10 protein-coding genes are annotated in these 12,346 nt (G+C 41.2%); all 10 read right to left on the bottom strand.

The annotated features are described in order from the left end of the window. Positions 1–759 carry a hypothetical protein gene (locus EI546_RS08940; protein WP_128250216.1) on the bottom strand — a complete coding sequence of 253 codons (759 nt, stop codon included), beginning with the start codon at positions 757–759 and terminating at the stop codon, positions 1–3. Between the two features lie 107 nt (positions 760–866). Then, complete coding sequence (locus EI546_RS08935) at positions 867–2,828, bottom strand: eCIS core domain-containing protein (RefSeq protein WP_164905206.1); 1,962 nt, start codon at positions 2,826–2,828, stop codon at positions 867–869. Between the two features lie 322 nt (positions 2,829–3,150). Then, positions 3,151–4,140 (bottom strand): eCIS core domain-containing protein, encoded by a 990-nt coding sequence (locus EI546_RS08930; protein WP_128250214.1) that lies wholly within the window; start codon positions 4,138–4,140, stop codon positions 3,151–3,153. 3 nt (positions 4,141–4,143) lie between these two features. Continuing rightward, positions 4,144–4,380, bottom strand: coding sequence for a hypothetical protein (locus EI546_RS08925; protein WP_128250213.1), 237 nt, complete (start codon positions 4,378–4,380; stop codon positions 4,144–4,146). Beyond that, on the bottom strand, positions 4,377–6,467 hold the full coding sequence (locus tag EI546_RS08920; RefSeq protein WP_128250212.1) for an ATP-binding protein: 2,091 nt from the start codon (positions 6,465–6,467) through the stop codon (positions 4,377–4,379). Before EI546_RS08920 ends, EI546_RS08925 begins: the two co-directional genes overlap by 4 nt. A gap of 23 nt (positions 6,468–6,490) precedes the next feature. Beyond that, entirely contained in the window at positions 6,491–7,732 is a 1,242-nt protein-coding gene (locus tag EI546_RS08915; protein ID WP_128250211.1) for a Pvc16 family protein, read from the bottom strand. A 2-nt stretch (positions 7,733–7,734) separates the two neighbouring features. Next, positions 7,735–8,610, bottom strand: coding sequence for a hypothetical protein (locus EI546_RS08910; RefSeq protein WP_128250210.1), 876 nt, complete (start codon positions 8,608–8,610; stop codon positions 7,735–7,737). Positions 8,611–8,615: 5 nt separating this feature from the next. Further along, positions 8,616–9,380 carry a T4 family baseplate hub assembly chaperone gene (locus EI546_RS08905; protein ID WP_128250209.1) on the bottom strand — a complete coding sequence of 255 codons (765 nt, stop codon included), beginning with the start codon at positions 9,378–9,380 and terminating at the stop codon, positions 8,616–8,618. Between the two features lie 11 nt (positions 9,381–9,391). Then, positions 9,392–9,898, bottom strand: coding sequence for a phage tail protein (locus tag EI546_RS08900; protein ID WP_128250208.1), 507 nt, complete (start codon positions 9,896–9,898; stop codon positions 9,392–9,394). A gap of 16 nt (positions 9,899–9,914) precedes the next feature. Then, positions 9,915–12,242 carry a phage tail sheath C-terminal domain-containing protein gene (locus EI546_RS08895; protein WP_205649729.1) on the bottom strand — a complete coding sequence of 776 codons (2,328 nt, stop codon included), beginning with the start codon at positions 12,240–12,242 and terminating at the stop codon, positions 9,915–9,917. Between the last annotated feature and the right edge of the window lie 104 nt (positions 12,243–12,346).

Genomic DNA, 12,346 nt, shown 5'->3' with positions numbered 1-12,346 from the left:
TTAAAATGGAAGCATTCCAAGAATTGATTCAACACTATTGGCCATATTGGCTGCCGCCAAAACTTCTTTTTGTTTTCGCGTAAACTTAAATGCCGTAATGGCGAGTTCTTCACTAAGTTTTCGGTAGCAACTGGGGAAATCTTTTGGAGTGAGAATTTTGAGTCCAATAGAAACTTTTGCTCTAATGGGATATAAAAGTGGGGAGTAGGCTAGTTCCTCTACCGAAAAAGAGGTAAGTCGTACGGGTATAATTCTTCCGGGTCCCCAAACAAACATTACTACCGGTACCGTCCCACGCGGTACAGGTTGCACTCCTCCGGATGCTCCGCCCAGTCCACCGCCAATACTTCCACCACTTGAGCCTACACTTAGTGAGCCTGAAATTGAACCCAACAATCCTCCTAATAAGCTATCACCCTGCGGATATAGAAGCATTTCCATGGCAGCAATTCGATCAGCAACCCCGGAAATAAATGCAACGGGATGGCTTTCAGGTTTTTCGAGAGCGTCGGTGGCATCCAGTTCAAGAGCTAGACTGAAGGTTTCAGGCGGATCAAAGGGTTGCGCAGTATGCGAAGTTTCTGTACCGGCCGAGGATTCTCCACTAGCATTCTGGCTCCATACTTCCAAGGTTCGCGTCATCGTTTCCGGATTGTACTGGAATACAATAACATTTGGAATTGGGCCAATAAATCGCTCTGAGAACTCGATAAGAGCTCCTTTTAACAGTTTAGGTGAACGGGAGTAGCCGGTGGACATTGTAAGATTATATATTTATAAAGGAAGTTGTTGGAAACTTAGTTCAAAACCTGAAAGACCTATTTTATTTCTTTCAAGGTTGTGGAAATTTTTATCATTTTCTTTCATTAATGAGCGGAATGAAGAGAACCAGTAACTTGCTCACCCCTATCAGGTGTTTGACCACTGTTGCAATTAATGTATCTTGCCCAAGCATCTGCTACTGACCAATTATCATCCGTTGATGGGGTACAATCATAATATGGAAAGTATGATTCACCTATTCTCTGTCCAATGCCAACTGCATGAGCGGATTCGTGTATCAAAGTCCTGATTTGCTGCTCTTCGGAAAGGGCAAAGAATCTGCTACATAAATGAATCGGAACTCTATTTCCAATTACGTAAGCTGCCCAGCTAGTGCATGAGTCTATTTCTGGGCCAACATTTATTGTCCCTCCCATAATTATTGAAAGCATTCTTGATAATATTTCTGCTATCTGCTCGAGATTTACAATATCAGGTGCAATTAATCCTCTAACATACTGTAGTTGTCTGAACCTGTCAAAATGTGGATTTGTTCCATTTATTCTCAGATATGCAATTGAAACCCTAATTGCGGCTTTTCTCCGGATGTTCGTGATTAAATCATTTCTGACTTGTTGACCCGTTACAACGGATGCTTCAGAAATATGTGCTACTCCAGCTATGTCATCTGCTTGCATATTGCCCGCATCATGATCATTCATAATTGAATCAGCATCGTTAATGGCACCACTTCTGTTCATTTGCTGTCTAAACCAATAAACCCTGTCCGTCATATCCATATCAGCATTCGCCGCATGGGCATCTATATAGTTATATCTATCATCTAATCCCATTAGATGATGCATTTCATGTGCGAGCGCGTTAACTCCACTTGCCCAATTGCCGGAAGTTGTCCATTTGGAAAGGTCAACTCCAACATTAAAAACATCGTTACCCCCAGTATTTACAAATTCCAGATTTACTATATAACCAAATGTTGTCGATTTTTTTTCAATGCCATCTTCCATTTCCTGAACATTTGCTATATCTTGGGCGTTTCTACCACTTAATTTCACTTTAATTTTTACAAAAATATTTCCTGCGTCTCTTGCATCAACACGATAATATTTTCCACCAGTACCTCTATGTAACTTCCATACTCTGGGGGGTGAAGTAGTCTGATTTTCCTCGCTATTAACTGCCAGGCTACCTTCTGGATAAAACAACCTGGATCGTTCAGATGAAAGAGAATCATTTACTTCCGTTTCGTTCATTTCTCTAGTAGAACGAGGGTTGCTAGTGGAAGATGAGTCGGATGGGACCACAGGTACAGGTGGGGCGTCGGGTGTGCTCAATAATAACGACAAATTAGTTAGATAGTATTGCCAATTATCACGAGTTCTTGCAATGGCAATAATTTGATTTATCAGGCGTCTTGTTGCAGTTGGCAGAGCAGCATAAGCGCTATGCGACCTAATGACCGCAACTTGCTGGTTGAATTCTATCAATTCATCAGCACTGGGTGTTCTTTGTATAAACTTTCTTGCAATTCTGGTGGTTTGTTGCAATGTATGGGTCAACTCATGTGCAATTAACCTTTTCCCTTGTGTAGTATGTGGTGATAATTGGCCATTGCCGAAATAAATATCATTCCCATAAGTAAATGCTCTAGCTTTAATGTCATTATTCATTACGCCAGCCTGTTGATCAGCATGTATCCGAACACCGGAAAAATCAGTACTAAAAGCATTTTCCATAAAATTCCTTGTCTCGCTGGGTAGTGGCGAACCACCACCTTTTGACGCATTCAAAGAAGAAGCAAACGAAGATGAAACAGCTATATCCGCAGAACCGTTTTCAGCTTTACGCATAATGGGTTTCTTCCTTTCTTCCTCCTCGCATTTTGAACATTTCCGCTGAACAGATCTACCAATAAGACCTGTTATGGGTTGGGGCTGATGAGTAGTATCGATGGCGGGCATTCGCATCACCCTATCTGCCATGGCATCAGCTTCCTTTTCATAGATATCACCAGGACTATTTACCTCCAGTTTTGGTTGTACCAAATTGTGACGGGGCTTGAGAGAAATCTTTTTATGAATTAAAGGATTATTTGTCATCAAGTAAAGCTTAATAAACTGTCATTTTTTCGTTCACTTAAGACATTGTAAACCAAATGGATTTATCAATCCTAAGCACCACCATTCTTATCGTTCACATTAACCTTTGAAACGGAACAGTGCTATAATCCAAGTTCTGGTCTTTCTGGCAATTCCATTTTGCTTTATATGTACAATATTGTTAATCACAAGATAAGTTTATTGGATTTAATTCGGGTATTTCTAATTACATGGACATATGAAAAAGAGAATTTTGATTTCGTTTTTCTTAAGCGATGTTATCACCGTCAGTTACTGTGATGCCTGACTTTTTGAGAAGCAAAATAATTCCAGCAGCGGCGGCCGCTCCAGCAGCCCCAACGATCGCAGCGGCTTCACAAACACCACTGGCAAAACATGCAATGAGTGCTAAGGTAAGAGCGCCTCCGTAGAGATAAACCCAAAAGGGCACAGTTCTTTCACTTGGTCCCGGCTCTGCTCCTTTATTCGATCGGCAAGCACAACCTCTTTTATAAACATTCCAATAGCATGTGCCTATAGTATTATCACCAGCTCTACAGCTACCAATACAAGTTCGAGATCCTCTGCCCATGGTGGAACATCCTAATTTGATTCCACTTCCCGTAATTACTCTCTGTATAATATTGGAAGATTTTTTTTGAATCTTGGTTGAAGTTAATTCAGGATTTTGTTGGACAACGTGTGTCAGCTCATGGATAAGTAAATGTTTCCCCTCAACAGTTTGTGGGTTATATTGGGCATCATTGAAATATATATTATTTCCGGTTGTAAACGCTTTTGCATTAATTTCCTTGCTCAATTCAGAAGCTTGATTATTGGTATGAACACGCACTTGGGAAAAATCCACGCTAAACGCATGTTCCATAAAATTCCTTGTGTCGCTGGGCAAAGGAGAGCCACCGCCTTTGGAAGCATTCAGGGAAGAAGCAAACGACGATGAAACAGGTATGCCTATAGCACCATTTTCAGCTTTGCGCATAATGGGTTTCTTTTTTTCCTCCTCTTCGCATTTTGAGCATTTTCGTTGGAGGGATTTGCCAATCAGCCCCGTGGTGGGCTCAGGTTGGCGCATGGTTTCATTGGCTGACATCCGCATCACTCTGTCTGCCATGGCATCGGCCTCTTGCTCGTAAACGTCACCTGGTGTATTAATGGTGAGTTTTGGCTGTACAAGAAATTTGCTTTTTGGCGTAAAGGGTTTTGATGCTGGGTTGTTTTTATGTGAAAGCGAATACATTCTTTATAATTTTGCGTTTTTTATTTCTTGTAGAATTTGTTCCACAATATGGTCGGCCATCTGTGATATACTGTGTGATGCAGCACCTTGCCACCGTATGTTTAATTCAGGAATGTGCTGATTTCCGTAATCTTCGGGAATTGCATTGGCAAGCCGTTCGGCAACCTGCCTTCCCAATTCATTGCCGTCGTTTTTATTATTGTCGGGCATTCGTATTTGCAATTCATCAATCTGTATCATACAACCTCTCTAAAACTTTGCTGCACCTGTTTGCCCAATCCCCTGCCTTCTTTTGCCATCTCTCTTTCCAGACCGGCAAGGATATGGGAAATATTGAGGTCGCATTTTTCTTTTCTTGATTTATACAAGGCGGACAAAATTGACTGTTTTATCTGTGCTCCTGTAATATCTATTAATGTGGAAAGTTTGACCAATTCATTCTCAAGTTTTTTTAGTGTATCCTTGTCCGTGAGTTCCCCAAGGATCTTTTTCCAAATGAGCAAACGCTGTGAAGCCTCGGGTTTCGGAAATTCGAGTACAAATCTTAACCGCCTGGTAAAGCCAGTGTCGATATTTGATTCTTTATTGCTTGTTAGGATTACAATTCCTGGATAGGACTCGATTGCCTGCAGCAAATAATTGGTGTCGGAATTAGCATAACGGTCGTGCGAATCCTTAATGTCCGTTCTTTTCCCAAAAAGAGTGTCGGCCTCATCAAAAAGCAGTATCACGTTCATGTTTTTTGCCCTTGAAAGAATGCGTTCGATATTCTTTGAGCTTTCGCCAATATATTTGCTGATTACAGTTGAAAGATCAATGCGGTAAAGTTCCTGTTTTAAAGCGGATGCAATTACTTGGGCCGCCATTGTCTTTCCGGTGCCCGGACTTCCGGTAAACAATCCTATCAGACCTCTTCCGTAGGGAAATAGTCTTTTGGCATTAGGCTGTTCCCAAAATTGAATTCTATCCGTGGCTTCAAAAATAAAATCCTCAATTCCTTTTCTGGTATAATCAGAAAGCACAAGGTCAGTAAATGTGAAATTACTGGACATTTGTTGGGCGAGGTTTCCCAATCTGCGACCTGAATCCAAACGTAAAGCTTCATACGCGTCATCAATTGTTGGGGTCATTTTTTTCCCTATCCACACGATTTGTCCCACGGTGGTTTCATGCCTTAAAACCATTTGTTCCCTTTCTTCCTTGGGCCATTCAACTGAATGTGGAACGTATTTGTTCCATAATGCAATCCTTTCGTTAAAGGATACGGCGGGAAGCGCAATCCGAAGGTCTAAATAATGATTGTTCGCTATAAGCGATTCATCAGATTCTCCAATTACAAACTGCAGATGAAATGATGAAATGTTGTCCGGCCAATATTTTTCAGGCATCGTTTCGCCATACCAACAAATAGCTTTGTTGGAAAGAAGGGCCTGACGTTGCGCCAGCATATAAACCATTGGCCAACGATTTTCTGATACGCGGTCTGCATTTATCGCAAGTACCTCCATTCCAAACTCTTTACCGATTATGGATGCAAAACTTTTACGTCCCGAACCATCGGGTCCTTCAATGAAAATGCGCAATTTATTATCTGGCCGATTCGCCGTCATTCTTTTAAATTTATCCACCACGTCTTTAATAGGCCATTGGGAAAGTGGTTTTTTTACAGCTTGAAGGCTGGTAAATTCTATCAAGGCATCATCAATTCCATATAACCCAAGTAACCAATTTTTGATATATGGATCCAACTGAATTCTCGTGGGTTCTCCTGCGGATGAAGTTGTTTCGGTTATCAATCTCCATTTCTTTATGGGAGAGGAGGCGGGCAGAAGGATCCAGTTTCCGTAGCCAAACAATTTCGCTATAAGGGAATCGGTTATGTAATTCCTTGCCGAATTATCCTGCAAATAGGCAAAAACCCTGCTCAGGTTTGGATCTATGGAGTGGGCCAAACATAAATGCAGAATGTCGGTTTCCAGTTGGTTTAGGCTGAAAAGTTCTGCCAAAACATGTATTCGGGACTCCTTATTTCGATGCAGAATTTCCTCGGTTTTATTTAATAAAAAGGAAACTTTTTGCATCTCGGGATCTTGGTCATACCACTCTTTTTCCAAGGTTGGAATATCCTGGGTATGTAAATATCCATCCACTTCGGTATGTGAATTGAATTCCCCATTGCTTTTTTCGCTAATCCCAGTCCATATTTCACGTAACCAGGCAATACGTCTTTGGGCAAGTAATTGTATTCTCTTCAATACAAGTCCGGGAACATTCTGTGTGCCAAGGGCAACATGCTTTGAATTATTATTTTCTATAAAATCGATCAATTCTATGGCTCTTTTTATTCAATTTATGGTATTGAAATCCATTTTGGCTCTGATTCTATTCCTCTTATTAGAATTCGCAAGGGTACGTTGCCAGGTTGTAAACCAGTGGGAACTTTCAACATAACCGTTGTGGGGTCTGTAATCTGAAATCCACCCGAAGAAGGAGTCGAGGGGGATAATGTGAGCATCTCTTCTCCAATATATATCTGTACGTCGTCACGGGTCATGTCGGCATGTTGGAAAACTTCGCATTTAACCTTAAAGAAGCCACCACTTTCGTCTGAAATTGAAGTTATACGCGGCATTACGGAAAAAGGAAATTGATTGGATATATGATCGAATGTTTTCGCTGTTCCATTTGGTAAGCTCCTTATTTCGGTCAAATTCACCCGCGCAGCATAAAGTCCGGGAATAACGCTTCTCGTACTTCCGCTATGGAGCAGTTTGGCTGTTGGTTGCAGCGTCAAATCCAACTGGTTTTCTGAAATCAATGTTGGAGACCAAGCGGCATCTGCAACTGCTGGTTCAGGCCATAATGGACTGATTAGCAATATTTTTAAAGAACCTCCATTAAACCCGGTTCCAAGGAAACTGATTGTGTTGTTTATTGGAGCCTGGGCCGGACTTATTTTAATATTTTTTGGGACCACTTCTCCAGGCAGGATGTATTCTACCATACTTTCGCTTGAGGTTATTTGGGGTGCTCCTCTTACAAATACAAAGTTGCCATAAGACAATACCCTTCCTGCATACGATAACGGTTTTTGGGGTTCAAGAAACACTACCGAAACTTCATAATACGCCGACAGCCGAACCGATGATTCTGAAGCTGCCCAATACTGAACGGACTCGCTCGGTGTCAGAGTTTGAAGGGTGATTTTCAGATTAATTTTTTTTCCTGATGATGTAATTTTTAAATGGGAATTGTCATGCAATGCCTTCATGGCCACTGCCATCATTTCCTGCTCATCATAGACGTCTTTTTTGTCATTTTCTTTTGTGCTGTTGGCCGATAATTGATAAAATAAATTCAATGCCATGGGTGTGAAACTCACCGGTGGACTATCATTTCCAGGAGCGGGAAAATTTTTATAATAATTGCTTTCCTGGGTATGAAACAAATAAAATCCTATGCCGTTGTTTTGATCGCGTAAGATTTCGGGCAAAACCTTTAACTTTGGGTTCCAATTACCTGAATTATCCGCCGCAACTTGTATTATCTCAATAATACTTCCAGTGATCTCTTTTAAAGAAGTGTATTCCATATTTACATTTGCCCCAATCCGAAAATCAGCTTATTTGATTTTGATTGACCCTGATTTGATGGACTGGATACTACTTTGGTAATTATTTTTGGCGAAACCTTGTTTGCTGGAGGTACAATTTCGACACTGATTTTTCCGATAATAAGGGTAGGGCCCGAATTGTTCTTTTTATTTTGAAGTGGTTCTTTATCTTTCAAATTGGGAAGAATGTTTTCTCTCTTTACTCGTTTGGGAATTAAACTATCTGTCCTGTGTTGATGGTTTGAATTAGGATCGATAAACTCCGGTTTCGGAGTTATTTCCGAAGATATGACTTGTTCTTTACCTTCTTTTTTCGGCACTAAATTTTTACTTGGCTCGCTGTAATCCGGGTTTTTATCCATTGAAACCGAAGTGCTTGAATCTTCCAATAGCTTTACAGGGTTTTCATATTCAGTTTCCTTGTTTTCAGGACCAATATTTATGGGTGTTTTAGTTTTGAAATTACTTTGCCTTTCCACATGTTTTGAAAAATAGACAATTTCACTTCTCCCATCCCCGTTTGATCTGGTTTTTGATAGGTTTCCAATTGATGGTTTGTTAGGTTGAAGAGAGTGGGGGTTGTTCTCAGGATTTCCAATTTCCGAAAAACTATTATTTTCATTATTGGTTGATGTTGATTTGATATCATCTTCGGAATTTGGAAGCGATATGGATGGGTTTTCCATAGTTTGAAATGGATCCGGCTTATGTCTGATGAATTCCGTTTCCCGGGAAATTTCATTTTCACCCATATCGGATGAATCCATAATTGGCATTGGTTTCCCACTAACAGGAGATAAAGGAATGTTGTCAATCTGCGTGTTCCTTTCCGCAATCATGGATAGATAGGAGTTCATGGTATTCAAATTTCAAAAATTAACCCTGCATACTGCTTTCTCGAGTTTCGGGAAAGGTTCATAATTTCCTGATGCGACCAATGGTAAACAGAGGCAATAGCGTGTATTTCTTTTGCCAAGCGCGGTCCTTCCTGCATAAGTCTGGTTAGAAAAAAAGGTTGCATGTCAAATCGAACTTCCTGCGTATGATCGCATTCTGGACAATTTGCTTTCATATCCATGCTGAGTAGTGGTGCCAGTTCTGCCATTTTTTGTTGAATCTTTTCGCGGTCGATTTTCGGGTCGCCTTCGATCAAACATCTTTCTAATAGTTTTGTTTCTGCGTCTTGTGCCGAAAGATTTTCTACAAATATTTCATCTTCCCCGTTTGGCAATCGAAATTGTATGTTTGGCTCTATTTTATAAATCCCATCATTCGGAAGAGTTTCGGCGGTAGGTTGATAGTGCTCTAAGAGTTGATCGAGATTAAAATCAAGATCAAATTTCTGTTCACAAGATTTACATTTTACAGTGCTTTCTATCTTGGAGCCATAAATGTGAAGATATAAATGGGCTACTATTCTGTCACGGTCAGCAGTAACTATTTGTGAAGCTTGCACTTCTTTTCCCGACGGTGAATTTTGGATTAAAGAATCAAGAAGGCGGAGTAGACTATTTGTATCAGTGTTCTTGATGTCCATTTCATCGGCGGTTTTCAAACTTCTTAAATGGATTGCCGGGGTATTTGGTGTCCATCTTAACGGAATAAATAAAGCCTCCGATTTGTGCATTTACGAACCTCTTAAGTTTGCGTTGGCTCCGGAACCTCCATATCGCGTTCCCATCCTTCGTTTTGTAATACCATTTGCTCTATGGCAACCGCATTGCCTCCGGCATCCAATTCGGGAAGGGCCTGATAGGTGGAAACCCAGCAGCGATATACTTTATAAGCTTTTGCCACAACTCCCTGTTCATTTAGAAGCTCAATGATAATGTCCTTTCGGAAGTCTTTAAGAGAGATCATGGAATCGCCTTCCACATTCCACACCTTTTTTGCCCAATTTTCAAATTCGGGATCGTGGGTAACACCTCTATCCAAAGTTATAGGTTCAAAACTCCAAACACTTGGCGTTAGCCTTGAACTGCTTGGGTCTCCACCTTCACGGTGCTTTACGGGTTCTGTGGATTGCTTCAGGCCGCTTACTTTACTTACGCCAGCGACGACTTTGCCATCCCAACGAATTCGGAATTTAAAATTCTTATATGGGTCATAGCGATATGCATTGACCACAAATTGTGGAACTGCCATAATTATGTTTTTTTAGTTAAACTTGAATTTGACCGGTCATTTGTTGTAGATATAGGATGACGAATTCCGCTGGTTTTAATGGAGCGAAACCTACCCATACATTTACGATACCAAGGTTGATGTCGTTTTGGGTAGTGGTTTCATTGTCGCATTTTACAAAATATGCATCCTGTTTCTTGGTTCCCTGAAAAGCGCCTTGACGGAAAAGATTGTGCATAAATGCGCCTACATTCAATCTTATTTGTGCCCACAGCGGTTCATCGTTGGGCTCAAAAACTACCCATTTAAGACCTCGATAAAGACTTTCTTCAATATAAAGAGCGGTACGGCGAATGGGTATGTATTTGTATTCACTCGCAAAATCATCATCACCATCCATTGTTCGTGCACCCCAGTTTACAATTCCATTGGGAAATACCCGAAGTGTATTTATAGCTTTCGGATTTAATATCCCATTATCACGGTCGGAAAATCTATACTCTAATCCCGTAATTCCTCTTATATCAGCCTCTGTTCCTGCAGGAGCTTTCCATACACCACGGCTTCCATCAATTCTTGCCATTAATCCTGCAATTGCACCGCTTGGGCCAATATTTCTATCCAAACCATTGTTCTTAATGGTCACCCTGGGAAAGAAAATGGCGCTATAATCCTTTACGAGTCCAATCCTTAAACTATTGACGCCGGTTGTGGGATTCGTTGCGGTTTGTGGATCTTTCCAAGAAGTTGGGGGATCCATTAGTAAAAAGGCTCGTTTTTCTTGGCAAAATATACTTGAGGGACCCCAAAGGGATGCTCGAGTTTCTGGTGTATGACCGTCATCTGAAGGAAGGATCATCAGATTAAAAATATCAACTTCCTGATCTATAATAGGAAAGGTATTGGTATAGTCGGAGAGTGTGGGTGTGCTCCCATCACTTCCAGGAATCTTGTCAGCTTGAAATGGACCGTTGCCTGATGCTCCTAAGCTATAATAGCGGACATTTTTCTCGAAACTGCCCCCAATATCTACTCCGCCGGTGGTCAATGTGCCTATTGCATTATCCCCACCCTCTGTAGGAATTATGGCAAGTCGTGAACCCCATAGCTGAGCATTCCAGCGAAAAAGCGGATTATTTGCCATTTCGTTATTTATTGCATCAACAATAATTGCAAATTTTTCCCTGACACCATCATTATTCCCGGTAATACTTAATAATGGATCCAAGTTGTCCTGATATATGAAATCAGAACCTATATTTATGCTATACGGTCCAGTTAAGGAAATACTGGTTGAATCGATTGTAATAGTATCAAAAGCATCTTTAGCTATATTCTCTAAAGTTACAAGGTCGCTTATTTTTAAAACCATTGCATTAGCTTGGGGCCTGGAATTTGAATACCGGCTAACCTCTAATCCTCCCTGAGCCGTGCCTAGCATCAAGCTCCGGGCAATATCATTACTTGAAGCGGGTTCTATAAATACATCTCCCGAATCACAGCGTATTCGTAGAAGCAGTGTTGCAGCTGGGTTAGTTGGTCCATCCGGTTTGTCTATGGCTATTTTACTTGTGAGAGGAAGATTTGCATTAATTCTTCCTTCCATTTCGGTAATGATGCCAGCAACGGTCCCGGTCAGGTCTATACCCTCAAGATCAACGTTTGCTGAAATCCCATTTGAGATTATCCTGAAACTGGTGCCTTTTGCAAATGCTGAAGTCATGGCTGATTGAAAAGGTGTTTTGGATTTTGGTAATGGTCGACCAGATTGTGAATAGCCTGGGGTTGCCGCTGGGGCTGTTCCAGCAAGTTCTACGTCTACCAAGGATGAGTTTTGACTGACATATATCGGAGCGAATTTGGCGTTTAAAGGATCCATGCTCAAGCCTCTATAGTCTTCAACTGCAGATTTCACCAGTTGTCCGCTACTGTTTTTTTGCCATTTAAAAATCTCTAAGTTAAAAGTAGCTTCGGGTTGCTGTCCGTTGTAGGTCACGTTCAAACGAATGTTTTCACCCTCAAGACCGGGAGATTTGGCAGTGAAGGTCAATACTCCAACACCATCAGCATTATTTAGGGTAACCGCGGATGCTACAGCTCCGTTGGCGACTCGAACTACGTAGCATTGAGTTCCACCATTTAAGAAGAATAGTTTGACGGAAAGGGCCAACTCACTATGTTCATTGCTCTCAGAGAATTTTCTGACGAATTCTGTATAACTCGAGCAGGAGAGCGGTGTGTTAATAGGTCCAGTGTGTGTTCGTCCTATAAACACTGCAACCGAAGTACTGACGCCGGCAATGGTTCGCACGCCGCTTGGCACTTCCTGAACATATACACCGGGATAAGATGTTTGTACTGGCATAATGATAAGTTTAGGTTAACAAATAAGATAAGTACTCAGAAATTGAGAATATTGTATGGCTTCGCCGCGATCAGTCCCAAATTATTGGATCTGAAACTGGTAGA

The organism is Aequorivita sp. H23M31 (assembly GCF_004022485.1).
Lineage (GTDB): Bacteria > Bacteroidota > Bacteroidia > Flavobacteriales > Flavobacteriaceae > Aequorivita > Aequorivita ciconiae.
This window is presented reverse-complemented; position numbering and strand designations above follow the sequence as displayed.

Coding starts and splice junctions, on each gene's coding strand:
- EI546_RS08940 (WP_128250216.1), bottom strand. CDS start 759: ATGTCCACCGGCTACTCCCGTTCACCTAAACTGTTAAAAGGAGCTCTT.
- EI546_RS08910 (WP_128250210.1), bottom strand. CDS start 8,610: ATGAACTCCTATCTATCCATGATTGCGGAAAGGAACACGCAGATTGAC.
- EI546_RS08915 (WP_128250211.1), bottom strand. CDS start 7,732: ATGGAATACACTTCTTTAAAAGAGATCACTGGAAGTATTATTGAGATA.
- EI546_RS08930 (WP_128250214.1), bottom strand. CDS start 4,140: ATGTATTCGCTTTCACATAAAAACAACCCAGCATCAAAACCCTTTACG.
- EI546_RS08905 (WP_128250209.1), bottom strand. CDS start 9,380: ATGCACAAATCGGAGGCTTTATTTATTCCGTTAAGATGGACACCAAAT.
- EI546_RS08900 (WP_128250208.1), bottom strand. CDS start 9,898: ATGGCAGTTCCACAATTTGTGGTCAATGCATATCGCTATGACCCATAT.
- EI546_RS08895 (WP_205649729.1), bottom strand. CDS start 12,242: ATGCCAGTACAAACATCTTATCCCGGTGTATATGTTCAGGAAGTGCCA.
- EI546_RS08925 (WP_128250213.1), bottom strand. CDS start 4,380: ATGATACAGATTGATGAATTGCAAATACGAATGCCCGACAATAATAAA.